The organism is Paeniglutamicibacter antarcticus (assembly GCF_039544305.1).
GTDB lineage: Bacteria > Actinomycetota > Actinomycetes > Actinomycetales > Micrococcaceae > Paeniglutamicibacter > Paeniglutamicibacter antarcticus_C.
Genome location: NZ_BAABLK010000057.1, coordinates 1 through 1,260 on the forward strand (window position 1 = coordinate 1; position 1,260 = coordinate 1,260).

General features: G+C 61.3%; 1 protein-coding gene. It reads right to left on the reverse strand.

What is annotated here, in order from left to right:
* Positions 1-25 precede the first annotated feature (25 nt).
* Positions 26-1,260, reverse strand: a 1,235-nt coding sequence (locus tag ABEA12_RS15050) for an aminopeptidase P family protein (RefSeq protein WP_345468811.1), incomplete at its 5' end; no start/stop codon positions are given.

Genomic DNA, 1,260 nt, shown 5'->3' on the forward strand with positions numbered 1-1,260 from the left:
CCCAACCCATCATGCCAGCTAGGTGCTAGGCATCGATGATGTTGTTTTCCGGACCGAAGCCAAACTTCGTGATGTTCTCTACGCCGCCGTCCTCTCCGATGACCAGGATGTCGTGCTCGCGGTACCCGCCGGCACCGGGCTCACCGTCAAGAACGGTGACCATCGGTTCCATGGAGACAACCATGCCAGGCTCCAGCACCGTGTCGATGTCCTCACGCAGTTCCAGGCCCGCCTCACGGCCGTAATAGTGCGAGAGCACACCGAAGGAGTGGCCGTAGCCGAAGGTGCGGTTGGGCAGCAGGCCGTGGCCAATGAAGATCTCGTTGAGCTCGGCGGCGATATCCTTGCAGACTGCACCGGGCTTGATCAGTTCCAAACCGCGCTTGTGCACCTCAACGTTCGCATTCCACACCTGCAGCGAGCGCTCGTCCGGCTCACCGAGGAACAAGGTGCGCTCCAGCGCGGTGTAGTAGCCCGAGGTCATCGGGAAGCAATTCAGCGAGAGGATATCCCCGCGCTGCAGCTTGCGGGTGGTGGCCCAGTTGTGGGCACCGTCGGTGTTGATGCCCGACTGGAACCAGACCCAGGTGTCGCGCACTTCGCGGTGCGGGAAGGTCTTGGCGATCTCGTGCACCATGGCTTCGGTGCCGATCAACGCAACCTCGTACTCGGTGATGCCTTCGCGGATGGCCGCCTTGATGGCTTCGCCGCCCAAGTCGCCGATGCGTGCACCGTGCTTGATGACCTCGATTTCCTCGGCGGACTTGATCATGCGCTGGCGCATGGCTTCCTGCGAGACATCGACCAGGGTTGCACCCTCGAAAGTGGCACCAATGGCCTGGCGGGTCATCAGCGGCAGGGCATCGTCCTCGACACCGATGCGCTTTGCCTTCACTCCATTGCGCTTCAACGCTTCCTGCAGCCCGTAGTAGAAGTTATCCCGCTTCCAATCGGTGTACACGATGTTGTCGCCGTAGCTGGTGCGCCATGGCATGCCGGCGTCGATGTTCGCGGTGATGGTGGTCGAGCTGTCGGCGGTGACCACCAGTGCGTAGTTGCGCCCGAAGGTGGTGTAAAGGAAGTCGGAGTAGTACTTGATGCCGTGGTAGCTGGTCAGGATGACGGCGTCGAGCTCCTTGGCTGCCATGATCTTGCGCAGTCCGCTCAGGCGGCGTTCGAACTCTGCGTCCGAGAAGGTCAGCTGCTGCTTGGTTCCGTTGTGCAGGGTCTTGAGTCGCTCAAGCTCGGAGATGCTGCTTA